11 protein-coding genes are annotated in these 25,117 nt (G+C 33.1%); 3 read left to right on the forward strand and 8 right to left on the reverse strand.

Features of this window, described 5'->3' with window-relative positions:
* Positions 1–3 precede the first annotated feature (3 nt).
* The 4 genes from OD917_RS21400 to OD917_RS21415 all read right to left on the reverse strand — a co-directional run bounded on the left by OD917_RS21400 (position 4) and on the right by OD917_RS21415 (position 6,860).
* Positions 4–1,101 (reverse strand): arabinogalactan endo-beta-1,4-galactanase, encoded by a 1,098-nt coding sequence (locus OD917_RS21400; protein WP_263525413.1) that lies wholly within the window; start codon positions 1,099–1,101, stop codon positions 4–6.
* A gap of 104 nt (positions 1,102–1,205) precedes the next feature.
* Entirely contained in the window at positions 1,206–2,273 is a 1,068-nt protein-coding gene (locus OD917_RS21405) for a SusE domain-containing protein (RefSeq protein ID WP_263525414.1), read from the reverse strand.
* A gap of 26 nt (positions 2,274–2,299) precedes the next feature.
* Positions 2,300–3,907 carry a RagB/SusD family nutrient uptake outer membrane protein gene (locus tag OD917_RS21410; RefSeq protein ID WP_263525415.1) on the reverse strand — a complete coding sequence of 536 codons (1,608 nt, stop codon included), beginning with the start codon at positions 3,905–3,907 and terminating at the stop codon, positions 2,300–2,302.
* A 10-nt stretch (positions 3,908–3,917) separates the two neighbouring features.
* Positions 3,918–6,860, reverse strand: coding sequence for a SusC/RagA family TonB-linked outer membrane protein (locus OD917_RS21415; protein ID WP_263525416.1), 2,943 nt, complete (start codon positions 6,858–6,860; stop codon positions 3,918–3,920).
* Positions 6,861–7,621: 761 nt separating this feature from the next.
* Here OD917_RS21415 and OD917_RS21420 point away from each other — a divergent pair.
* The 3 genes from OD917_RS21420 (at position 7,622) to OD917_RS21430 (ending at position 13,954) form a co-directional block, all read left to right on the forward strand.
* Positions 7,622–11,692, forward strand: coding sequence for a two-component regulator propeller domain-containing protein (locus OD917_RS21420; protein ID WP_263525417.1), 4,071 nt, complete (start codon positions 7,622–7,624; stop codon positions 11,690–11,692).
* Positions 11,693–12,122: 430 nt separating this feature from the next.
* A complete protein-coding gene (locus tag OD917_RS21425; protein WP_263525418.1) occupies positions 12,123–12,998 on the forward strand; it encodes an SDR family oxidoreductase in 876 nt (291 codons plus the stop codon).
* A 38-nt stretch (positions 12,999–13,036) separates the two neighbouring features.
* Positions 13,037–13,954, forward strand: a complete 918-nt coding sequence (locus OD917_RS21430; RefSeq protein ID WP_263525419.1) for a helix-turn-helix domain-containing protein — start codon at positions 13,037–13,039, stop codon at positions 13,952–13,954.
* 146 nt (positions 13,955–14,100) lie between these two features.
* Here OD917_RS21430 and OD917_RS21435 read toward each other — a convergent pair whose 3' ends face one another.
* The 4 genes from OD917_RS21435 to OD917_RS21450 all read right to left on the reverse strand — a co-directional run bounded on the left by OD917_RS21435 (position 14,101) and on the right by OD917_RS21450 (position 24,758).
* Positions 14,101–15,894, reverse strand: coding sequence for an alkaline phosphatase (locus tag OD917_RS21435; protein WP_263525420.1), 1,794 nt, complete (start codon positions 15,892–15,894; stop codon positions 14,101–14,103).
* Between the two features lie 262 nt (positions 15,895–16,156).
* Positions 16,157–17,899 carry a RagB/SusD family nutrient uptake outer membrane protein gene (locus OD917_RS21440; RefSeq protein WP_263525421.1) on the reverse strand — a complete coding sequence of 581 codons (1,743 nt, stop codon included), beginning with the start codon at positions 17,897–17,899 and terminating at the stop codon, positions 16,157–16,159.
* Positions 17,900–17,913: 14 nt separating this feature from the next.
* Positions 17,914–20,883: a SusC/RagA family TonB-linked outer membrane protein gene (locus OD917_RS21445; RefSeq protein WP_263525422.1), complete on the reverse strand. Its 2,970-nt coding sequence runs from the start codon at positions 20,881–20,883 to the stop codon at positions 17,914–17,916.
* 176 nt (positions 20,884–21,059) lie between these two features.
* Positions 21,060–24,758, reverse strand: coding sequence for a two-component regulator propeller domain-containing protein (locus OD917_RS21450; protein ID WP_263525423.1), 3,699 nt, complete (start codon positions 24,756–24,758; stop codon positions 21,060–21,062).
* Between the last annotated feature and the right edge of the window lie 359 nt (positions 24,759–25,117).

Raw genomic sequence — 25,117 nt, forward strand, 5'->3', positions numbered from 1 at the left:
GTTTTAGTCTTTACTGAAAGCTTGCATTACTGATAACGCATTGTTATCAAAACTGTATAAAGCTTGATTTTCGAATGTAGAACCGCTTGTTGACTGAGGTCCTTTAAAAGCAACCCATTCACCTCCCCAATACGCAAATCCTTGTCCGAATTCTGATGTTTTTACTATATTTTTAATATCCGTGACAAAAGTTCTCTGTCCCGCTGGAGTTGCCGGATATCCAGGCACTAGCTGATCATTTGTCCCAACAATATTATTCGTTTGGTCATTATGCAATAAAGTAAAAGGATAAGCCGTTTCTGCGATCAAGACTTTTTTACTGAATTTACTCCCTAAAGCATTAATCGTATTTTTTACTACTTCTAAATCTTTACCATGCCAAACCGGATAATAAGACAGTCCGATATAATCGTAATCAACATTTTTCATTTTGTTGAAAAACCAATCTGTACTTCCTCCATCTACACCTGCATAATGAATCATTATTTTTGTATTTGGAGCTTTGCTTCGAACTGTTGCACTTGCAGCACTTAATAAAGCTAAACATTGTTCTTCGTTATTAATTAAATGTCCTTGTGGCCACAGTAATCCGCTGTTGATTTCATTCCCAATTTGAATAATATCTGGATTGATTTCTGAAATTATTGTTGCTGTATAATCCGAAACTGCTTTTTTTAACTCAGTAAAAGATAAATTTTTCCATTCTTCCGGAGTAGTCTGCATTCCTGGATCAGCCCAATCATCAGAATAATGAACGGTAAGCCAAACTCTTAAACCTGCTTGTCTTGCTTTTTGAGCTAACTGTTTTACTTCACTTAAACCAGAACGTCCATTTACAGGATTTTTCCATAAACGAATTCTAACTGTATTGCAACCTGCATTTTTTAGCGTTGTAAGCATTCCTTCCGCTTTTCCGTTGCTATAAAATTTAGTTCCTAAAGATTCCATTTGAGGAAGAAAAGAAACATCTGATGCCCTGATAAAAGTATCACTTGCATCTGGCGGAGCAACCGTTTCTGTATCTGTTGAATCATTACTTGAGCACGAAAACTGAATTGCAGTTATAGCTAATAACCCAAGAATTTTTATATATTTTTTCATGATATGAATTGTAATTAAGAAATTTTGAATTTAAAAAGTAAGCTCTTTTTAATGTAAAAAAGAAGCCTCAAAAAGCTTTTAGAGGCTTCTTTTTTTTAATTCAATTATGGAACTGTTATAAACATGTAACGGCCATCTAAGTCATTGAACCAGATATCATATTTTCCAGCCTCAACAATAATATCTCCTCCATTGTCTCCCCAGTTAACATCCCAACTATTGTTTGCTCTGAATTTCATTTTTCCTGCTTTTAAAGTTTGAGTAACTTTCCAGATATGTCCATCAAAATCAGATTTAACCAAAGGAACATCCATATTCCATCCTGTATCATCACCTGTTAATACAGATCCTGTTAAAGTGATTGTAGCATACGTTGTCATTGGCCCTGTATAAGGCGTGATTTTATACGTTAATTCTTCAAGATTAATTTCAAAACTATAATAACCTGCAGCTGTAGTTGGGAAAACTCCTGGATCAGGGTCACTTTCTGTTGCTCTGTATTGTACTGCGGCACCGTTTGTTCCGTACATTGGAGCCCAGAAACCAATTTGCTCGATTAATTTAAAACCATCCGGATTGAAGTATCCTGTATAATATTGTTTTGCATTTTCTTTAGTATCTCTAAAAATTGGCATATTGTTGTTATCTACACTCCATCCTGCAGATGTACCTGGCCCTACTAAAAACAAATCAACTTTAGGGAATTCACCTCTGTAAGGAGTTACCGTAATAGTGATTGGTGTAGAAAGTTTTGGTTCTGAAAGCGTTGTTCCAACAGTCGATTTAATTCTGATATCAATTGTTCCTTCAACATCAGGCGCAAGACCAAGTGACAAAGCTTTTGCATTAAGTTCTGCTACTGAAATAGTTGCGTGTGTGGTTGTAGCAGTTGTAATATCTACTGGTGCAGCAAATTCAGTATTGCTAGCTGCAAATTGTACTGTATAGGTAACAATTGTTGGAGTTCCGTAACTTACTTTTTCCCAAGTTAAAGTCAAAGCAGTATTGTTTGGAGTTTCTTTATTTAGAATAACAGAAGAACCATTTTCTGGAGTTATAAGAGCAAAAGCAGCTTCCTGAGGTTCCAAAATCATTAAATTTTCTTCGTTTTCACAAGACCAAAATCCTGTAAGCAATACTACAGCTATAAATAATTTATATATAAGTTTCATTTTGTATATCGTTTAAGTTAAAAAAATTAGTAACCCGTGTTTTGAGTTAAATTTCTATTTGCTCCCAATGATCCTTCTGGAATTGGAAAAACACTCATGTAAGTAGGAATAGCAATTCCTTTTGAAGAATTTCCTTTCCATGCCCAGTTATAAGATCCTCCAGTATATTTACCAAAACGGATTAAATCTTGTCTTCGGTGCGCTTCCCAATGCAATTCACGGGCTCTTTCATCAATAAGAAAATCAAGCGTTAATTCACTTAAAGTAATATTTCCAACAGTTGAATTGGAATTGGCTCTTTGTCTTAATGCATTTACATAATCTAAAGCTTGAGCTGTTGTTCCGTTTCCGCCTCTTAAAGTAGCTTCTGCATACATTAAATATACATCTGCCAATCTAAATAATGGGAAATCAGTATCTGCGTAAGTAGAACTGCTTCCGTTAACTCCTGTTGAAGTTTTATTAGAAAATTTAGATAAAATATAACCTTGCGTTTTTACACCAATATCATCGATATCAATAGATCTTTGTTTTGATGGATCGCCCTGAACACCTTTTCCTATTGTATTTCTGGTATCCTGGCTGAATTTTGTTCCATCAAACTTTTGAACAAATTCTTTTCTAATTCTAAGCGCTCCTGTCCAACCTCCAATTCCAAAATCAGCGCCATTATTTTCCCAAGCTCCAATTTGTCCATTTGTTAAAACAGTTGTTGCTCCCCAGTTTTGAGAAACTGCTCCATCCGATTGGATTCCAAAAATGATTTCTTCAGAAGTATTATTGTCAGCCTTAAAATTGTCCAGGTATTTCGGTTTCAAAGTGTAACCGCCAGCAATGATTTCGTTACACATTGCAACACAGTCATCAAAACGATCTTCCTGAATATAAACTTGTGCATTCAAATATATTTTAGCCAAAATCATACGTGCCATAGATTGGTCTACCCTTCCGTATTCATTTGTTCTTGGTGCTTTTAAATCAGGTAAAACCGCTTTTAATTCTGATTCCACATAGTCAAATAGCTGTTTTCTGTTAAATTCAGGTCCCGCAAAATTTAAAGGATCATTCTCAGTATACATTGGCGCTTTTCCAAATAAATCCATCATGTTATAATAAGCATAGGCTCTTAAAACACGAACTTCTTGACGGTAAAGTGCGATATCTGCCAGAATTGCTGCATCAGTAATACCTCTTGAACTTAATTTTTCTGGAGTACTTTGACGCAAAAACTCATTTGCATAAGCTACAGAAACCATTGTTCTACTAAACATTCCTAAAATAATAGGATTTGCAGCCGTCCAGATATTACGCTGTAATTCAGCCGTTCCCGCGTCATTTTCATAACTCCAAACCAATTCGTCGGTAGTTAATTCCTGCATGTATAACAAACATCTTGTAAACTGACTTGTACCAGCATCTACTCCTTCAAGCGAAGAATTATCTGGGCCAAGTACTCCTGTTAAAGTTAAGTTTCCGTACACTCCGGCAAATGCTTTCTGGTAACCTTCAGGCGTAGAAAATAATACATCTGAAGAAAGAACATCATCATCTTCCGAAACTACATTTAAATCATCAGTACACGACTGAAAAACCAAAGTCAATGCAACTATTGCTGTTACTATATATTTTTTCATGATTTCGCTATTAAAATTTAAGATTAAGACCAAATAAGATTGATCGCTGTCTTGGATAAATCGTTTTGTCTACACCATTATTTGTGATTTCAGGATCTAAGCCACTGTATTTTGTAAGTACAAAAACATTCTGAACTCCAGTTGATACTCTTAACGAGGCTTTACTGTTTACCCAATTATTTAAAGTATATCCTAGCGTAATATTATCTAATTTTAGAAACGAAGCATTTTCAATATAAAGATCTGATAATACAACATTTGAAGTAGTTTGGAAATTAGTTTCTAATACCTGAGATGGAATATTACTTAAAACTCCACCATTTTCCATAGCATCATATTGCGCTCTACTTGCATCTACGGCATTAAAAATTCGGTTACCAATACTTGCTCTTAAATTGAATGAAAAGTCAAACTTTTTGTAATTCATATTAGAAGCAAATCCCAATGTAAAATCTGGATCTGGATTATTATAAATGTATTTATCTGAATCATTTTTAATATTATCGCCATTTAAATCTGCAAAAGCTCCCTCGATTGGTTTTCCTTCACTGTTATATAATTGCTTGTAAACATAGAACGAATAAGGAGTGTAACCTTCTCTAAAAATTTGCCCAGGAGTTCCTGTTCCTGCAATATTGTCTCCTAAATAAATATCGGTTCCTCCAACAAGATTTTTGATTCTTCGTTCAAACTTGGAAATATTAAAATTCATATTCCAATTAAAATTTTCTGTTTTAATTGCATTCGCATTAATCGTAAACTCGACACCTTTTGTGGTAAAGCTTCCCACATTCTGATAAACACGGTTCGAAAAATTACTTCCGTCAGATATTGCTGCATTTACTAACAAATCTTTAGATTCTTTGTAATAAACATCAAGTCCAGCAGTTAAGCGATTATCTAAAAATCCGAAATCAAGACCTGCATTGTACGAAGTAGTTTCTTCCCATTTCAAATCGTTTGTTCTTTTTGAAGGAAGTGCAACTGGAACCGGACTATCTCCAAAATAATACTCAGAGTTTCCGCCACCCACTTGATATTTTTGCAAGTATCCGTTTGGTTCAGGAATATCCTGCTGTCCTGTAATTCCGTAACTCAATCTTAATTTTAAGTCTGATAAGACAGTACTTTCTTTAAAGAAATCTTCTTTGATTTTCCATCCAAAAGCTACAGAAGGGAAATTCCCCCAGCGATTATCTTCTTCAAATCTTGATGAACCATCTCTTCTGTAAGACAGCGTTAATAAATATTTGTCTCTAAAGTTCAAATTTGTTCTGGCAAAGAATCCTATCAAAACAACATCCGTATCTAGAGTAGTTTCAGGAAATGTTGATGGCAAATCTGGGTTTAGAATATTGCCCGTTTCAAATCTTGAACTTTGAAATTTTTGATACGAATAACCGCCAGTCATTTCAAAATTCAATGAATTGAAAGTTTTGTTATAAACTAAATAAGTATCTAATAATTTATTTTTTCTAGTTGCTTCTGTGTATTCATCTGTTCCATACGGAATGTTGTTGTTTGATGGCGCAGAACCTGCATCAGCGCCAACCAATCTTCTTCTATCTCCATCAGATTCGTCAAAACCAACATTTACAACAGCTCTTAAAGCAGGTAAAAAATGAAATTTATAATCGATTTCAAAATTTCCAAAAATCCTGTCATTTGTTCCTCTATCATTTGTATTTACTAATTGTGAGACAGGGTTTCTTGCAGCAGTTGAAACTAAAGGGTAATTTCCATTGGCATCAATCCCTGTAGTATATTCAAAATAACCTCCATAAGGTGCGCCTTCAACTTTTATTGGTTGTGTCGGATCAAAACCTATAGCTGCTCCTTCAACAGCATCTGTAAATCTGTTTTTTTCGTTTGTGTAATTAGCAGAAAGCCTAAGTTTTAAATGATTGTCAAGAAACGTTGGATTCATTACTAAACCAACCGTATTTCTTTTAAAAGTATTGGTCAATCGTAAACCCTGCTGATCTGTATTTCCAAGAGTTAAACTTGTTGGAATAACATTAAATAAATTTCCTCTTACGGCTAAACTTTGATCTATCGTACCAGTGTTTCTATAAATTGCTTTCTGCCAATCAGTATTTGCAGTTCCCAATTTATTTAAATCATCACTTCTTCTGTCAGCAATAACACTTCTAAATTCATCTGCACTAAAAACATCAACAGTTTTAGTCAGAGAACCTGCTGCATATTGCACGTTGTAATCTACTGATAATGTTTTACTACCTTTTTTAGTAGTTATAATAATTACACCATTTGAAGCTCTAGAACCATATATTGCTGAGGCCGAAGCATCTTTTAAAACCGTTATCGACTCAACAGTTGCAGGATTTAATGATGCTAAAAAAGAAGAAGATCCTGTATTTGTAGTATTATCAAGAGGTAATCCGTCGATAACAATAAGAGGATCATTACTTGCAAAAAGCGAACTTCCTCCTCTAATTCTAATTTGAGAACTAGAACCTGGCGCACCTGTTGAATTAACTGTTAAACCAGCAACTCTTCCGTTAAAAAGACTTTCTGTAGTAACATTATTTCCTTTGTTAAAATCTTTTGTAGAAAGTGCCGTAACAGATCCTGTAGCATCTTTCTTTTTAACGATTCCGTATCCTACCTGAACAACTACTTCTTTCAGCTGGTTGGTGTCTTCTTCAAGATATACAGTAATGTTTTTTTGTCCGCCAACTGGAATAGTTTGGGTTGTATAACCAGTATAGGAAAATGCAATTTGACTATTTGATTTTACTCCAGTTAATTGAAATTTTCCATCAAAATCAGTAGAGGCACTAATATTTGCACCTACCACTTTAATGTTTACTCCTGGTATGGGCTGCTTGGAATCCTTTTCCAAGACAATACCACTTATTGTGCTCTGAGCAAAGACACAAAAAGGAAGTAAGAGTAATAAAAGTAAAAATTTGGTTTTAATTCTTTTCATACTTTTAATCAGTTTGGTTTTAAGTTAGTTTGGTTAATTTGTTTGATTACGAAATCATTTGCAGAAATATAACTTTTAAGGAAATATTCTCCATTTACATTTAATAATATTTTATAGAAATATCTCTAAAAGATTAAAATCTGCTTGTCAAATAAGCTATTCTATTTTTCTAGAATGAATGAAGTAAGGTTTTCTACCGTAAATTTTTAATTGGAGTGTTGGTCATGTTAGTTTTTTTTGGTTAAGATAATTAGTTAGGTCGCATTCTTTGATATGCTTTAAAGAAAAAACAAAGCAACTTTGTTCAAACGATATCGCTTATCAACTCATACTGCAAATTAAGGCTACAGGAAGTTTTTAAGACAGGGAAAAATTCATTTATAAAAGGGGACAATTTCGTAAAAGCATGCATATAACACCCAATAAAAACATATTATTCATTTTTTCACTCTAAAAAAAACGATAAAAGAAATAATTCCCATCTATAACAATGTTTTTAATAATCAAACTGACTGTAGATTTTAACTGATAAATTTTAGAAACATATACTTTAAAAAATCGCAGTATTCCAAATGTTTAACAAAAAACATAAAATCACAGTAACAATTAATCCAAAAAACAAATGTTATTTTTACACGCTTTACAATAAATCATTATTTTCGTAAAGTATACTGATTTAACATATATCCATGTAAAATCAAATCCGATTTTCAGATCGTGGTGTCTTGTACCAAAGAGTAACAAGCTTTTAAAAAAAATCAATGAATAAGCTAAAGTCTTTTCTTTTTATTAGTCTTCTTTCGATAAGTATGTTTGGGCAGAATTACCCAATAAAGCATCTTGATATTTCTTCAGGGCTTTCTAATAATTCTGTGGCATCAATATATCAGGATCAAAACGGATATATGTGGTTTGGAACTTTTGACGGACTTAATCGATATGATGGAAATGATTTTAAAATTTATCGCCATATTCATACCGATCCAAATTCTATTCAAGGAAATGCCATAAGCTGTATTGAAGGTGACTTTGAAAATAATTTGTGGATAGGAACAACTGCTGGACCAGTTATTTTTAATGCTGAACGATCTTCTTTCAGTCCGCTAAAATATTATGATAGTAACAACAAAATCAAAGTTTTAAATGTTACTGCTTACGAAATAATTGCTGTACATTCTCTGCATATTATTCTTGTTGCCACAAAAGAAGCAATAGTACTTTATAAAGAGGGCGAAAAAATTGGAACTGCAATACCATTCAAAGGAAAATTAAATTACATCGCAAGATCAATAGCCTACAATGAGAAAAAACAAATCTTCTATGTTTTTATAACTGATATTGGACTTTGTAAATACGATATTAAATCCAAAAAACTGACGCTTCTTAACAACACAATTACGGGCGCAAATTGCATTAAATTTACAAATGAAGGACTTTGGGTTGGTTCAGACGAAGGTGCTTATTTATATAATGAAAGTCTAAATAGTTATTCTAAAAATTACTTTCTTGAAAAAACAGTAGTGCGTGATTTCTTTCAGCAAGAAAACAGACTCTGGATTGCCACCGATGGAGCTGGTATTTTCACCATAACAAAAAATCAGACTGCTCCAGTTTTATATCGAGCCAGTGGGCCATTTCCATTGCTTAATAGTAAATCCTTATACGACATATTTGAAAGCAAAACTGGAGAATTGTGGTTTGGAACCCTTCGCGGAGGCGTAAGTATGATGGGGAAAAAACCGCTCTATTTTAATCATTTTAAAAGCAAGAACCCACTGACTCATAAAGAAGATGAAGATCCTGCGGCAAACTTCATGCTTTCTTTCTGTGAAGATGAAAAGAAAAATATCTGGATAGGAACAGATGGCGCTGGAATGCGATATTGGAATAGGAAGCAAAACACTTATGACGTCTACTCTACAACATCGGCTGCTGGCAGAAAAATTCAAAGTGATTTTGTTACAAGTATTGTCAGAGATTCTGATAATGCCATTTGGGTTGCTATGTGGAAAGGTGGCGTGTGCCGAATCGATCCAAAATCAAAGGCAATTCAAAATTTTTCAATTTACAATCAATTTACTAAAAAAGCGGAACAGGAATCATGGCTCCTCTTTTTAGATTCAAAAAATACACTGTGGCTTGCTATAACAAACTCTGGTGCTCTATATCAATTGGATAGAAAACAAAATAAATTTATCTGCTACAGTAATACTTTACGCGATGTTACCTGTCTTTATGAAACTAAAGACGGGAAAATCTGGGGCGGAACTTTCAATTCCTTTTTTGAGATAGAACCGAAAACAAAAAAGGTAAAAAAATATCATTCTGAATATACCGTCAGATGCATCACTGAAGATCAAAATAAGAATCTTTGGATTGGTACAGTCGAAGGCGGTCTTCTTTTATTTGATAGAAAAACAGGGACTTATAAAAAATACACCACTCAAAACGGACTTCCTAGCAATACAATACTTCGTTTATTAGAAGACAAAGAAGGAAATTTATGGATGAGTACTTATCATGGAATTTCAAGATTTAGCCCCAGAAATAATAGATTTAGAAATTTTGGTGTCACCGATGGTGTCCAGAGCAATCAGTTTAGTTGGAATTCAGGTACGAAACTGTCAACAGGAGAATTTATTTTTGGAGGCATAAACGGATTCAATGTTTTTCATCCGGACAGTATTAAAGACAAAAAAAATACAGGTAAATTTTTATTAAATGATTTGCTTGTAAATAATCAGTCTTTAAAATTGGATAGCCCTTATATAACAGAAAAAAAGCTAGAAATGATCAGCAGTGCCGAACTCCCTTATGAAAAATCGGCTTTAAGTTTCGATTTTGTGTATCTCGATTATGTCAATTCTGAAAAAATCAACACTGCATATTTCCTTGAAGGTTGGGACAAAAACTGGAATTATACTTCAAAAAATAATAGAGCAAATTATTCTAGACTGACCGAAGGAACTTATATTTTTAAGGTTAAGACAACCGATATTTTCGGAAATTGGAATAATGAAGTGGCGTTGGCAACTGTAAAAATTCTTCCGCCGTGGTATAGAACTTGGTGGGCTTATACATTTTATATAATTGGTATAATCAGTGCTATTTATGCTTATGTAGGTTATCATAAAAACAAAGAGAGACTTCGCTACGAAATAAAACTTGCTCGTATGGAACATATAAAAGACAAAGAACATGCCGAAAAGCAGTTTTCGATGTTCACTTATATGGCTCATGAATTACGCACCCCACTATCTTTAATTATAAATCCGCTTAAAAGTGTAGTGGAAAGAAAGAAACATTCTGAAGATGATCTTGATCTAAATCTCGCTTATAAAAATGCTAAACGATTATTGAGTCTTACAGATCAATTACTGTTGTTTAGAAAAGCAGAAACTGATCTTGATGAACTCAAAATTTCGAAGATTAATTTAAATGTTCTTTGCAGAGAAATCTACGAGAGTTTTACACAAATGGCAGTAGCTAAAAGTCTGAAATATCAGTTTATTGAAGAAAAAGCATCGACAGAAATATATGGAGATTATGAAAAAATAGAAATTACTCTTTTCAATTTAATTTCAAATGCTTTTAAATTTACCCCAAATGGAGGATCAATCACCATTGAGATAACTGAGAATATTGATGATGTTTCAATAATTATTAATGATACTGGAAGCGGTATCGATGAAAATGACATTGATACGATTTTTGAAAAATTCAAGCAAATTCAAACTAAAGCTAGCAACGGATTTGGAATAGGTCTTTATATTGCTAAATATTTTACGAATAAACATCATGGTGAATTAATTTGTAAAAGTAAAGTTGGGGAAGGAACTTCGTTTATTGTAACACTTTTAAAAGGAAACAGTCATTTTACAGAAATGAACATAAACGAAAAGCAACAGCAAATGTCTCCAATTGTGGCTGAACTTCTTGAAGGAATACCTGTTGCACATCAAAATACAATTGAAAAAAGAATCAAGCCATCACATCCAGAAACTTTACAAGAAGAACTAATTAGCACAAAAAAAATATTGCTAATTGTTGAAGATAATCCAGAGATGAATCAATATCTCGTTCAGCTTTTTTCTAAAAACTATATTGTTTATTCTGCTTTTAATGGTATAGAAGGATTAAAACTGGTAGAAAAACATATGCCAGATATTGTACTCAGCGATATCTCAATGGAAGGTATGAACGGTTTGGATTTATGCAAAAAAATCAAACAAAATGATGATTTGAGCCATATTACGGTAATACTTCTCACGGCTACAACTAGTAATAATATTCACTTACAAAGTATTATAGAAGGTGCCGATGATTATGTTACCAAACCTTTTGATAGTGACATACTTTTGGCGCGAGTTGATTCTGTTCTTAGAAACAGAGGACAATTGCGCAAATATTTCTTGGATAGTATAACACTTCGCGAAAATGCAAATAAAGTTCCTCTTGAATACAAAGAATTTCTTGATAAATGTATCGAAATCGTCGAAGCCAATCTTGAAAACAGCGAATTTAACCTAAAGAGTTTTTCAGCTGCAATGGGAATGAGTCATTCAAGTCTTTACAAGAAGATTAAAGCGATTTCTGGACAAACCGTAAATGTTTTTATTAGATCTATCAGAATCCGTAGAGCTGCCGTAATTATGCTTACTGAAAACATCAATATTGCACAAGTTGGTCCTCAGGTTGGTATAGAAGATCAGCGTTATTTCCGTCAGCAATTCGTAAAACTGTTTGGAATGAAACCTTCAGAATATATAAAAAAATATAGAAATTCTTTTAATAAAGAATTGAGTATCATTCAGAAAAGAGATACTGAGTAACAAAATTTTAAAAAAGCTTCATAGTAAATGTTATATAAGAGTACATTTACAGAAGACCATTTGATGGATACCAGAAGTATTTATGATAAGCCCTTTGCTTACACTTAGAGAACAATTAAATAATCATCTTATTGGTTATAATATTCTTCCTGAGACAATGCCTGAACTTCAAAAACTACATAAAGGCATTTTAGGAAAGAAATTAAATATAGGAAATTTTTAAAGCAAATTTCTTCATTATGATATTCTCACTAAATTAAATAAATGACGAAAAGGTGGGCATAGAGCACCAGATTTATATGGTTTTGATTTGGATAAATATAACCTTTTAAAAGAAGGCATTTCCATTCTGGCTACAACAATCTGACTTTTGGAAACATTTACTCTTTCTATTGTACTGATCTTTGTCTAAATAAAAAACAGTATTAAAATGAAAATATTTGTAACTGGAGCTTCGGGCTTCATTGGCTCTGCGGTAGTAAGAGAATTAATAAGTGCTGGGCATCAGGTAATAGGTCTGGCGCGTTCAGAAAAATCTGCACAGATCATAAGAGATTTAGGCGCAGAAGCATTAATAGGAGATCTTGAAGATCTGGAAATATTAAAATATGGAACTCTACAGGCTGATGCTGTTATCCATATAGCTTTTTTTCACGATTTTACACAATTTGCAAAAGCCACAGAAATGGACAAAGAGGCTATTAACGCAATGGGCGAAGCATTACTTGGTACAAACAAACCGCTGATAGTAACAGCAGGCACTTTGGGATTACCACTCATTAATGGAATCATTACGGAAGAAAGCAGATCATCTGGCATTCCTCGTTCTTCTGAAACTACTGCACTCGCACTGGCTGAAAAAGGCATTAATGCTTCAGTAATCCGTCTAGCACCTTCGGTTCATGACAAAGGCGACAAGGGCTTTGTTCCATTTATTATTGCACAGGCGCGCAAAAACGGTATTTCGGCTTATCCTGAAAATGGTTCAAACCGCTGGACTGCAGTACACCGTTTAGATGCGGCAAAAGCTTTCCGTCTTGCAGCAGAGAAAGGTATAAAAGGTGCACTATATAATGTTGTGGGCGAATACAGCATTGAAATAAAAAGCATTGCAACCTTAATCAGCGAAAAGTTAAACCTGCCCTCTGCTTCTCTCTCAGGCGATGATCTTACTGCACACTTTGAGTGGATGAGCCGTTTTATTTCTTTTGACAGTCCCGCAGAAAACGTAAAAACGCAGAAGCTTCTAAACTGGAAACCCGAACAAATTGGATTACTGGAAGATATGAAACAAAACTATTTCTAAAGAGACAAGAACAGCAAAACATCACTAAATTTGTATTTATGGAACAAAGGCAGACACAGAGAATCAAAACAATAAGCGAATTTCACAAACTTCGCGGTCTGCCTAAACCAGAGCATCCGCTCATTAGCGTAGTGGATTACAGCAGTATTAAACAGTCTGTTGACATTGGCGAAATAAACTGGATTCTTGATTTCTATATGATTTCATTGAAAAAGGGAATGATTGGAAAAATGCATTACGGACAACAAGAATTTGATTTTGACGAAGGTGTTATGGCGTTCATGGAGCCAAATCAGGTTTTCAGAATCCAGCCAGCTCATGACCCAGCTGAAAAACGTTCTGGCTGGATGCTATTAATACATCCTGATTTTCTGTGGAATACATCACTTGTAAAAACTATTAAACGATATGATTTTTTTGATTACTCAGTAAACGAAGCGCTGTTTCTTTCAGAAAAAGAACAGAGAACGATCAGTGGTATTATTGAAAACATTAAGCAAGAATACCATACGAATATTGATCGTTTCAGCAAACAGATTATCATTTCGCAGATAGAAAGTCTTCTAAGCTATTCAGACCGATTTTACAACCGTCAGTTTCTTACAAGAGAGAAAACCAATCATCAAATTTTGGAACGGCTAGAAAATCTACTTGATGACTATTTTGAACATCGTATTTCGCAACACGGATTACCTTCTGTACAATTTCTAGCAGAAGAACTAAATGTTTCCAAAAAATATTTGAGCACTCTACTAAAAGTGCTTACAGGGCAGAACACGCAACAGCACATACACGCCAAGCTAATAGCAGTGGCTAAAGAGAAATTATCTACAACAAATTTATCAATAAGTGAAATTGCTTACGAAATGGGTTTTGAACATCCGCAATCCTTCAGTAAATTGTTTAAAATTAAAACAGATCTTTCTCCCTTGGAGTTTCGAGCTGGTTTTAATTGAGATTTTTATGTTTTTTAATTATGATCATTTCTGGAATATCCTGCCCAAGCCAAAACTTATGTAGGTTTAAAAGACTAAACAAAAAGGCCGTCTCCAAGCGTTGAGACGGCCTTTTTGTTATTTAGCTGATTTGAAATGATTAGACTTTATTTCAATAATGAAAGTATTTTATTGAACACTTCATTATTTTCATAAACTCCTTGAAAATCTTGCGAATGAGGTCCATAAGAAAAGATAGGAACCATCGTTGCAGTATGGTCGTTTGTTATAAAGTCTCCTTCAATTTTATGTTTTTTTACATTTCCTTGCGGAATCGCAAATCCAGAAGTTTCGTGATCTGCTGTAATAATTACCAAAGTTCCTTTATTATTATCTGCAAAAATTAATGCTTGAGTTATTGCTGTATCAAAATCAATAGTTTCAGATACAATTCCGCCCGCATTATTAACATGCCCAAAACTATCAATCTGTGCTCCTTCAATCATTAAGAAAAATGGCTTTTTCTTTTTGTTCAAAAAATCAAGACTATATTTTGTAGCATCTGCGAGTAATTCTCCTCTTCCTTCCATAACCGATGGAACTCTTCCGTTAGCAATAAAAACTCCAACTGTATCGCTTATTACTGTTTCTAATTCTTTAACAGAATTCAATAATTTAAATTTAGAACTCAAAGAAGTATTTTTAAAAGTAGAAGCTCCTCCTCCAATAAACAAATTCAATTTACTTTTTAATAAATCTTTAGCAATTTCCTCTGTATTAGATCTCTCTTCTGTGTGTGCGTAAAAAGCAGCTGGAGTTGCGCCAGTGATTTCATCAGTTGTAATGACACCCGTACTGTATTTTCTTTTTTGCAAAACTTCCATAATATTTGCAATTGGTTTTCTTAAACTATCTGTTCCAATTGCTCTATTATTTGTTTTTTGGCCTGTAGCCAATGCAGTTCCAGCAGCTGCCGAATCTGTTGTAAAGTCATCTGCAGATTGTGTTTTTATAAAACCAATACTTTTTAATTGTGTAACAGATAATGCTCCATTATTAGCCAAAACAGCCGAAGATATTTGTGACAAACCATTTCCATCACCAATTAAAAGAATTACGTTTTTAACTGGCTCTTCTTTTTTATCTGTTTTATAAGTAGGTTTATAAACTTTTGAAGAATTTGTTACGGTTACCAATCTTGTAGGAAGCGTTTGAATATATTGAACACAATTGTATGGAGAATCAGTGTTGATGATATCTACTCCTAATTCTAAAAATGCTTTCCATGCACTTTTTGAATCTGGTGCTCCCCAAAAACGGAATGGTTTATTCGTTTCTTTAGCTTTTGCAATAACTGAGCTTATGCGGTTATAATCGTTATGAGTTAGTCTTCCTAATCCGTTCCAAACAGAATACTTTTTAAAATCTGCGCTAACCATAGCAACTTTTGACCAGTTTTCTTTTGAAATAGATTTTCCTAATTCTTGAAAATCAAAGTAGATAAAATTTGGATATTTTACATACGTTTCTGCATCAGGTCTATTTCCTGATACAATTATTTTAATATCCTTATTAGTAATAATTGATTCGTATTTATTTAAAACAGAAACCAATTTGTTCAAAGTAGGTTCAGCATCTGTTTTAATGTCTATTAGTAGAGTTAATTTATTCTCTTTTTTGAAATTCATTTTTAAAGCAGATTCTAAAGGCTTTAAATACAAATCTTCTAAAGTTCTAGAAGAGGTAATTCCTTTCTCATCATGTGATACATATAAATTGTTGTCCTTTAGAAAAATATCAGCTTCAATAGATGACGCCCCATTTGCATAAGCATTCCAGAAAGGAACGGTTTGGTTATAATCATTATGTGAATGTATTTTAACTTGCTCCTGAGAATATAGCCGATTTCCTGCTCCAAAAAGAGAAAGAAATAAACTTATGAATAAAAATGATGTTTTCATTTTGAAATAAATTAATAAATATTGGGTAAAAAATGCGGTAGGTTTGAGGGGCAAAAAAGGTGATTTATTATAAAAAGAATTTGTTTTTCCTGAAGGGCAGTCAGATTAAAACTTAAAACTTTTATAAACGAGTTTGGGATTTTTGAAGAAAAAAGTTAAAAAACAGGGGGTTTTATAAGCTAACCACCCTGTTTTAACAACTAAGCGAAAGGAGACTGCCTTAAGCAATAGGCAGCCTTCCTATAAAACACAAAACAACTACTTAATATCCTTTATTTTGAACTAAATATCCTGGTGTGTTAGACGCTCCATCAATTGCTACTTGAGGAATTGGGAACAATCTTTTGTTTACATCTGTATCTGATTTTTCAGTCCATTTATCTTCGAAGTGGCTGAAACGAATTTGGGTATTTCTTCTTAAACCTTCCCAGTAAAATTCAAATCCATATTCTCTGTATAAAATATTCAAGTTGATAGATGGAAGAGCCGCAGGGATTGGAGCACGCGCTGTTCTTGAAGTTCTTACTGTATTTATATCAGCAAGTGCACCAGCGTTATCTCCTTTTCTCAATTTAGCTTCAGCACGCATCATGAAAATTTCAGCATATCTCAATAAAACCATATCTACACTACTGTAGTAATTTCCATCAGGTGAAGTATGGCTAAATTGGTATTTAGAAACTCTATATCCAGCAGCGTGTGTACTTCCTTCGTTTGTGAAATCAACTTTCAAAGTAAGGTTAACATAACCCACATTTTTGTCTGGTCCGTTTCCTTTAATTTGTTTAACTGGGTAAATTCTATATCCAGTGTCACATTTATAAAATGCTCCGTTAGCATCTTTTCTAGCAGCCCACGGAATGCCTCTCAAAATTCCTCTATCAATTTCGAACTCTTCTGCTTTTACACAGTAGTAGTGATTCTCATCATTTAAAGGAGAAAATCCAGTAAGATCTTTTAAGTTATCTGGCACTTTTGCATTGTTTTTATAAAATCTTGAATCAGCATCAGCAGGATCTACAGATCCGTAAGCGTCAACCCAAGTTTGATAGAAATCTGAAGTAATCGCTGGACCGTCAGTTCCATCTGCATTAATAGATTCAGGTCTTGGAAACATTGATCCTGGAATAGACCAATAAGCCCAACGGTTGTTTTCGTCTTTTAAAACTCCACGCTGATCAATTGCAAAAATCAACTCTTTGTTAGAATTATTATCATCATCAAATAAGTCAAAATATTCAGGAGATAAAGTAAATTTTCCTGAGTTTATAATATTATCTGTGTATTTAATAACTTTATCCATATCTGCTGATGTAAAATTTGGTGTTCCGTAAGGATCACGGTAAACAGCAGCATTTAGATTTAATCTTGCTAGAAGTCCCCAAACAGCAGATTGAGTCATTCTACCTGGTCCTTTATCTGTATTAATTACATCTGCAACAGACAATAATTCATTCTCAATGTATGTAACAGCGTCTTGTCCTCTAAGAATTTCTGAAGTTGCAGCCGACGATTCTTTTTTGAATACAAGTCCCCAGCTGTCTAAAGTCATCATATTTAAATATGCTCTTAAAGCTTTCATTTCATAAAGCGCTCCTTGTGCTTCAGTATTTCCATCTTCTGCAAGCGGAGTTAAAACTTCAATAGCAGATAGTGTTCTTGAAATGTTTTTAGTAAGTTCATTCCACGTACTTGTCACTAAGTCATTTGTAGGTGTCGTTGTATGTGCGTGAACTGCTAAATATTTACCTCCATCATACCAATCTGTTCCTCCTCTGTAAGGTAAAATACCTTCGTCACTCGCAATTAACTGTAAACCAAAATTGTTAGTATGGATCCAAGTTGCTTTTAACTGACCGTAAGCTGGAGCAATTGCACCACTTATCGCTTCTGCCTGTCCTCCTCCATTCAAGGATTCGTCCAGTACTTTTTCTTCTAAGTCTGTACAGCTCCAGGTAAATAACAAACCAATTGCAAGAGCTGCTACTATTATTTTATTTTTCATGTTATATTTTTTTATTAGAATGCTACATTTAAGCCAAATACAATCGTTCTGCTTCTTGGGTAACTGAAATAATCAATTCCGAAAGATTGAATATCACCAACTGATGTTCCTGTATTAATTTCAGGATCATAACCGCTGTATTTTGTAATTACAAATAAGTTTTGTCCTGTAACTGAAAGACGAATATTATCCATCACATCACCAAGTCCAACTAATTTTGGGCTTAAATTATATCCTAGAGTAGCATTGTTTAATCTTAAGAAACTACCATCTTCTAAATATCTTGTAGAAACTGTATTCGAGTTAGTCGATGATTCATTTAAATATTGAGTAGCTCTATCAGTAGTATTAAAAGAGTTTGCTAAACTTCCTCTGTTGAATGAAGTCATTGCAACGTGGTTGTAGATTTTGTTTCCACCAGCACCATTGAAATTAAATCCTAAATCTAAATTCTTGTATTTAAAGTTTAAATAGAAAGCATAGATGTAATCTGGTAAAGCGCTTCCTGCAACGATACGGTCATCATCAAGAATTTGCCCGTCACCATTTGTATCAGCAAATTGGTTTAAACCATCAGGACCAATTCCTATAAAATCAAGCATGTAGAAAGAACCAATAGGTTGTCCGTTAAGTACACCGTTGATAGTTGCTCCAGACTGTCCTCCTCCTTGTGCACCACCGGTAGTTAAAATTTTATAAGGAGAATTTTCTACTTTATTGTTTGTGAAAGAAATGTTTCCACCAATGTTATATGAGAAATCTTTGCTTTTATCACTGCTGTAATCTAAAGCCACCTCAATACCATTGTTTTTGATCTGCATGTTAGGAATGTTTGTCCAATATTTTGATGTTGGCTGAATTGGATCTGTAGGCGCAACTTCTAATAAAATGTTTTCTGAAACTTTGTTAAAGTAATCAACAGTACCTGATAATCTATTATTGAATAAACTAAAATCTAATCCAATATTTGCTTGTGTTGAAACCTCCCATTGGATATTTGGGTTAGCCAAACGTGTATAGATTGAACCATAAGGATATCCGCTCAAATCTGTAGCAGAAGGATCTAATGGGTAAGTATCGTTTCCTGTGTTACTTTCAGTATAACTCGCTTTTGTAATTTTTGAAGGAATCTCTTGAGAACCTGTTTGTCCCCAGCTCGCTCTTAATTTAAGATTATTAAGTATTTCTGATTCCTTTAAAAAATCTTCTTTAGTAATATTCCAACCTAATGCTACAGATGGAAAGTATCCATATCTATTGTTTTTACCAAATTTAGAAGAACCGTCAGCACGCATTGTTGCTGTTAGTAAATATTTGTTGTCGAAAGCGTAATTTAATCTTCCAAAGAAAGACTGAAGTTCGTTTTCTACCGCAGAAGAAGATTGTGTTGTACGCTCACTTGCTGTTTCGATCTGATTTTTTGGTTCTACACCATTATCAGGGAATCCAGATAAATTATAGCTTTTTTGATTTACTTGAATTTTTTGGTACGATTGACCAGCCAAAACTGTAAAACTATGCGCTTTTACATTGAAATTATATGTTAACGTATTCTCGTATAAAGTATTGTTATTTGTAGTAATTATGTTATTCAAAGAACCTAAAGTTGTATTTGTTGCCGATGAATAAGGCATTACTTGGATATCTCTTTCAGACATAGAATAATCTACACCAAGATTAAACTTATAAGTTAATCCTTTAATGAATTCGTAAGATGGAGATATGTTAGCCAAAATACGATTGTTGTTTGTAATATCTGAGTAAATGTTTTGACTGATCAATGGATTCAAAACATCGTTGCTCAAATTAGTATTTGGTTGCCCATTTACATACACAGCATCAGTTGGGTTCATTGTCAGCATATTTCCAACTACTGTTCTAGCATCTGGTCTAGAGTTTTCTAGTTTTGTTCCAGTCAAATTGAAAGCCACATTAAATTTATCATTCAATGCTTTTTGAGTTAAATTCAAACGTCCAGAATAACGTTTTAAATCACTGTTCTTTAGAACACCTTCCTGATCATCCATACCAACAGATGCAGAATAAGTAGATTTTTCTGTTCCTCCGCTCATCGACAAATTAACGTTTTGAGAAACTCCAGTTCTTGTTAATTCATCTTGCCAATCTGTATTTGCACCTCCATCTTGTAAATTTCCATTTACCGACGCAACTGCTCTTCTAAATTCGTCAGCACTAAAAACATCAACTTTATTCGCTAATGAAGAAAAACCAGTTGACATAGAAAGATTGATTTGGCTTCTTCCTTTTGAACCTTTTTTAGTTGTAATTACCACAACTCCATTTGCAGCTCTAGAACCGTAAATTGCAGACGCAGATGCATCTTTAAGCACATCAATACTTTCAATATCTTGTGGGTTAATGAAGTTTAAAGGATTTGAAGCAACACCAGTATTACTGTTATCTAAAGCAAATCCATCTACTACGTAAAGAGGTGTTGTACCAGAGCGTAAACTTCCAACTCCCCGAATAATAATATCTTGAGTAGCTCCAGGCTCACCACTAGAAGCGACAACGTTAACCCCGGCAACTTTACCTTGAATCAATTGTCCTGCATTGGCCACTACTCCTTTGTTAAAACTTTCACTTTTTACAGAAGAAATTGCTCCAGTTACATCAGATCTCTTTTGAGAACCGTAACCAACAACTACTACTTCATTTAAAGTACTAACTTCTTCTGCTAGAGAAACAGTTAATTTTTGAGTACCTGAGAAAGAAACCTCTTTAGTTTTAAATCCTACATAAGAAAAAACTAAAATACCGTCATTTTGCTGAGATTTAATTTTAAAATTCCCATCAAAATCAGTTGTTACTGCGCCTTTAGGTTCTCCTTTAATATAAACAGAAACCCCTGGTACAGGCACTTTTTCAACATCAGAAACCACGACTCCTGATACATTTATCTGCCCATAGGAGTATGACATACATCCAAAGGCAAGAAGTAATAACGCATAAATTTTTTTCATTTAAAATACTTTTTTTGTTTTGCCAAAAGTATCTTAACGACACCTCCAAAGGGAGGATTTTTGTTATTCAAAAGAGGACTTTTAATTCAAATTAGGATAGAATTAACAGCAAAAAAGGTGAATTTTGCACATTAACATTGACCTAACTTTGCGCAAATACAGGGCTAACAAAAATCCTAAACCGAGTATTCCTTAAACTCTTTAAACTCTTTAGGAGTTTTCCCAAAATACTTTTTAAAAGAACGTCCAAAGTATTTTGGATCATTATAACCACATTCAAAACTTATTTCAGATATGTTCAACCTCTTTGTTTTTAATAAAACTTCTGCCTTTTGTAATCGCAGTGACATTAAAATATCGGAAGGAGATTGATTTAACGTTTCCTTGAATACGCGATAGCATTTTACTCGTGAAATTCCTAGTTCATCAACAAGCACTTCTACATTAAATGAAGGATTATGCAATTGTCCTTTTATTATTTCCAAAGCCCTTCTTAAAAGTCTGTCGTTGGCTGTGACATGCTCATTATCTCCTGTGAGAATTTCAAAAATTTTCTCCTGAATTTTATGCTCTCGCAGAGGTTCTGTACTTTGATTAATCAGACTGTCAATTTTTTTTCTAACGAATGATGCACTGGCAGGAAGCTGAATGTGAGTTTCTATGCCTATTTCTAATAATTGTTCGTTCAGTTCGTAATTAATGTCTTCTGAGATATAAATCATCGGAATTTTAATATTTGAACTTTCTTTATTCAATTTTAAAAAATCAATTAGCTTTTTAGAGAATTCTGTCTGATATAAAACCAAAGCTGAAATATCAATTTGTTTCATTATTGAATTCAGATTGAAAATAGAGTTTTCAAAAATCAAATTGAAATTTTCACTTTCCAAAACCTGATTTGCAGCTTGATTGTTATAAGAATCTCCAAAAACCAGAAGACATTTTTTATCATCAGAAAATTGATCTGTCGAATTAAAATTTTTCCAAGAAATGGTTTCCTTAAAATTAACATCAGGATCAACTACTTCTATTGGAATTTGTAACGTGATTTCAAAATCTTCTTCTTCAGATGAAATTAATTCTCCTTCTAAATCTTCCAGTAAAAGCTGTAAGGCTTTAAAATATGGACTGTAATGTGAAATATTGTACCAGTTCTCTTTTAAAATTACACTATCTGAAATTGCTTTAATTTCTACAAAATTGTTTTTATGACTAATTGAAATATTTAAGGTGCTGTCCCTGTCTGAATATTTGCTTAAATCGTTAAAAAAATATTGCATAGAAAGTTTTAAACGCAAAACATCTACTGAAGCAAAACAATTTGAATTATCTATTTCGCAGTTAAAATTGACTTCACTTAGCTGTAAATCTTTTTTTAATTTTTCGACATTGTTCTTAAAAACAGGAAACAAACCTACAGGCGATTTTTTAATTGGACCTAGATCCTTTACATGTTCCAAATAATTCCATTCGGAAATTAGTTTTACCAATTTCCCTGATTGTACTATTAAATCCCGATGCGTTTCTGTATCTTTTTTAAATGCGCTAGATATTTTAATAATTTTGGATATTGGCTCCTGAAATTCTGCCAGCATAAAAGTTTTAAACTTTTCTATTTCAAAATTTTCTTTTTTCAAATTGCTGTGAAGAATAAGAAGTTTTTCCTTCTGTTCTAAAATTTTTCTATTTTTTTCATCCAATTCATCATTTACCTGCTCCATTTCTTTTTTCTGGTTTTCAATCACAGCAGTTCTAGCTGCAACAAGCTCTTCAAGATATTTTTGCTGAGCAAGAGCTGTTTTGTTTTTGACATACACGACAATTATTGACATCAGAAGTATAAATCCTGACAGAAGCATATAAAACAATATCGATTCGTAAAACGCTTTTCCGATATGAAGAGAAAAAAAGACTGCTTCTGGTTTTCCATACCTTCCTTGTTTAATCAAGAAACTATAATCGCCAGAAGAAAGATTAGAATATTCTATTTTATTGTTGGCAGGTAAAAGAATCCAATTTTCATCTCTACCCTCCAATTTATAATAGATTTCATTTTTGCTGTTTCTTGGAAAGATTATTGGTATAACTTCAATTTCTAACTCATTATTACTAAAGCTTTTTTCAATTGATGCCATATCATTTTCAACCCCATCGATTTTTAGTTTTACTTTTGCTTTTGAGTTATTGATATGAATCGTACTTGGATTAAAATAATTAAGTCCTTCTACTCCACCAAAAAATAAATTCCCCTTAGAATCTTGATAATACGCTCCTTCAGAAAACTCTATAGCCTGCCATCCGTGATCTGGATTGTAAGAGGTAACAGTAAACTTTTTCTTATCAATAGAAGCAATTCCTTTTGTAGTGCTAATCCAAACCTTATCTCTTGTATCAATAAGTCCGTAAACCATGTGGCTTGGCAATCCTTCTAATTCTGTAATGTTTTTTACTATTCCTGTTTTTTTATTAAAAATGCTCAAGCCTCCCAAAGAAGCAATCCAATAATTATCAGATTCATTGTCAACAAAAACAGAATAAATACTGTTTCCTAAAATTCCTTCTCTGGTAGTAATTCTTTTTAAAGAATGAGTAGATAAATTAAACACGATTACGCCATTATTCTCGGTAGAAATAATAAGATTCTGATTGTCTTTTTTGACGTTTCTGATGTGATATTTACTTAATAATTCCTGTCCTTTAAAATTTTCAAACTTATTCGTTATCAAATTAAATTTAGCCAAACCTCCCCAGCATCCCATCCAAAGCTGTTCATTTTGATCTTCAATTATAGAATAGCATCTATTGATAGAAACTTCTTCTAGGCTAGAAGTTTCATAGCTAATAACTTTATTTTCTAAAACACGTAAGATTCCTTTATAGGTTCCTGCCCAAATACTTCCATCGCTCGAAGTAAATAAACTTCTAATTCGCTCCCAGTCTGGGTGAGAACTTGCTTTGCCTATTTTAAATTTCTCGAAAAAATGGCTTCTTTCATTATAGCAATAAAGTCCCTTTGTGTAATAACCAAGCCAGATTTTCCCATTACTATCTTTAGTTATTGCTCTAATAGTTTCATCTGGAAGATTAGGCTGTTTTACAGGATGTGGTATAATTGAGTTTATTTTCTCAGAACCTGTAAAAGCCATACTCAAACCTCCATCTTTTTGACCCAACCAAATATTCCCGAAGTCGTCATTGTGAAGAGTTTCTATTTCGTTGTTTTTAAAAGAATATGGCGCATACAGATCTGCCGTAAGATGTTCTATTTTATTTTCATTTGTAATAATAAACAATCCATTTTCGCGAGTAGCAAACCATATATTTCCTAATTTATCTTTTAGGACATCATTAATAATAAGTTTGGGATATTTTTGAAGCAAAATCTTCTTTAGATCACCAACATCAGTTTTCTTGACATTCTGTGAAGATATTTCAGAAAAAGATTTGTTTTTGTATTCGTAATATGCAGTATTTGTTTCTACTACAATATTTCCTTTCTGAGATAAATAAAGATTTTTCGGAGTGGTTTTAAATTTAAACTCTTCAAATTCATTGTTTCCAAGATAGCAGTTTACATGACCCTCTTTTGTCATGATCCAGATTTTTCCAGAAATATCTTTTTTAAGTTTAGTAATGTAATTGCTGGAAATTGTTTTCTGGTTATTAAAATCGTTTTTAAAAATTTTAAAATTATATCCATCAAAATAATTTAAACCGTCCCAAGTTGCAATCCATAGACCTCCATCTCTATCGCTTTCTATATCTACTACAGAATTATTAGATAATCCTTGATTCGTTGTAAAATTTTCAAATTTTATCTGTTGCGCGAATGAATTTACTGTCAAAAGTAAAAACATTATAAATATTCTGTTCATTGTATGTTATTTAACACGCAAGTATACCATCCTGAGTTTATTCAAACATAAACTTTACGTTAACTAAAAAAACAATAATCCAAACTAAAATTTACACTTAGCGGTTGAGAACATCAAATATTCTCAAAAATGGTTCAATAAAAAAAGAGTCAAAATGTTATCTATTAACATCTTAACTCTTTTTTTTTAAATATCTCTATTTTGTGCTTCTTTATACCTCTTGTTTTCTGATGTACAATTAATTTTCTTTATTAAGAAGATAAATATCGTCTAGCTATAAATAAGATTCAAATGAATATATTTTTTGAGGTTCCAGCATGATTGGGATAATCTTGTTTAAAACCCATCAAAAACAAAAA

Origin of the sequence: Flavobacterium sp. SH_e (assembly GCF_025717045.1) — a bacterium.
In the GTDB taxonomy this organism is placed as follows: domain Bacteria; phylum Bacteroidota; class Bacteroidia; order Flavobacteriales; family Flavobacteriaceae; genus Flavobacterium.

Coding starts and splice junctions, on each gene's coding strand:
- OD917_RS21445 (WP_263525422.1), bottom strand. CDS start 20,883: ATGAAAAAAATTTATGCGTTATTACTTCTTGCCTTTGGATGTATGTCA.
- OD917_RS21405 (WP_263525414.1), bottom strand. CDS start 2,273: ATGAAACTTATATATAAATTATTTATAGCTGTAGTATTGCTTACAGGA.
- OD917_RS21420 (WP_263525417.1), top strand. CDS start 7,622: ATGAATAAGCTAAAGTCTTTTCTTTTTATTAGTCTTCTTTCGATAAGT.
- OD917_RS21400 (WP_263525413.1), bottom strand. CDS start 1,101: ATGAAAAAATATATAAAAATTCTTGGGTTATTAGCTATAACTGCAATT.
- OD917_RS21440 (WP_263525421.1), bottom strand. CDS start 17,899: ATGAAAAATAAAATAATAGTAGCAGCTCTTGCAATTGGTTTGTTATTT.
- OD917_RS21435 (WP_263525420.1), bottom strand. CDS start 15,894: ATGAAAACATCATTTTTATTCATAAGTTTATTTCTTTCTCTTTTTGGA.
- OD917_RS21410 (WP_263525415.1), bottom strand. CDS start 3,907: ATGAAAAAATATATAGTAACAGCAATAGTTGCATTGACTTTGGTTTTT.
- OD917_RS21425 (WP_263525418.1), top strand. CDS start 12,123: ATGAAAATATTTGTAACTGGAGCTTCGGGCTTCATTGGCTCTGCGGTA.
- OD917_RS21415 (WP_263525416.1), bottom strand. CDS start 6,860: ATGAAAAGAATTAAAACCAAATTTTTACTTTTATTACTCTTACTTCCT.
- OD917_RS21430 (WP_263525419.1), top strand. CDS start 13,037: ATGGAACAAAGGCAGACACAGAGAATCAAAACAATAAGCGAATTTCAC.
- OD917_RS21450 (WP_263525423.1), bottom strand. CDS start 24,758: ATGAACAGAATATTTATAATGTTTTTACTTTTGACAGTAAATTCATTC.